Origin of the sequence: Pseudomonas juntendi (assembly GCF_009932375.1) — a bacterium.
Lineage (GTDB): Bacteria > Pseudomonadota > Gammaproteobacteria > Pseudomonadales > Pseudomonadaceae > Aquipseudomonas > Aquipseudomonas juntendi.
Genome location: NZ_BLJG01000526.1, coordinates 1 through 859, shown reverse-complemented (window position 1 = coordinate 859; position 859 = coordinate 1). Strand labels below are relative to the sequence as shown.

The following is an 859-nucleotide window of genomic DNA, read 5'->3' as shown; positions in this document are numbered from 1 at the left end:
CAGCCCGGTCGGCCTGCTGGCCGGCTACAGCGCCGACGCCAGCAAGCTGGCCCAGCGCGTCGACCAGGTCGACCCCGCCCATGGCGCCGAACTGGTGCGCAGGCTGGCCGCTGGCAAGCTGAGCATTCTGCATGACCAGCAGCGCCTGAAAGTGCTGGCCGCGTTCCGGCCAATCCCTGATGCCCAGCCCTGGGGCGTGTTGCTGGATGTGCCGGAAAATGCCCTGACCGGCCCCGCTGAAGCACTGAAGCAGGAACTGGACACACTGAACACCAGCGGAACCTTGCTGGAACTCGGCCTGGGCCTGGCTGCCGCGATCGCCGGCCTGCTGCTGGTATGGCTGATGGCGCGCGGGGTCACCCGGCCGATTCTTGGCGTGGCCGCCATGCTCAAGGATATCGCCAGCGGTGAAGGTGACCTCACCCGGCGCCTGGCTTACCAGAAGCAGGACGAACTCGGTGAACTGGCCGGCTGGTTCAACCGTTTTCTCGACAAGCTGCAACCGACCATCGCCGAGGTGAAACGCTCGGTGCAGGCCGCCCGGGGTACCGCCGACCAGTCTTCGGCGATCGCGACCGAAACCAGCGCCGGCATGGAGCAGCAGTACCGCCAGGTCGACCAGGTAGCCACCGCTTCGCACGAAATGAGCGCCACCGCCCAGGATGTGGCACGCAGCGCCGCCCAGGCCGCCCAGGCGGCACGCGATGCCGACCAGGCCACCCGTGAAGGCCTGGCGGTGATCGATCGGACCACCAGCAGCATCGACGCCCTGGCCGCCAACATGAGCGATGCCATGGCCGAGGTCGAGGGCCTGGCACAGAACAGCGAGAAGATCGGTTCGGTGCTGGAAGTGATCCGC

The 859-nt window shown here is 67.5% G+C and carries 1 protein-coding gene; it reads left to right on the top strand.

Translation table 11 applies throughout. From position 1 onward, the window contains the following. The coding region (locus GYA94_RS27075; protein WP_161893494.1) for a methyl-accepting chemotaxis protein at window positions 1–859 on the top strand (859 nt) is incomplete at both ends.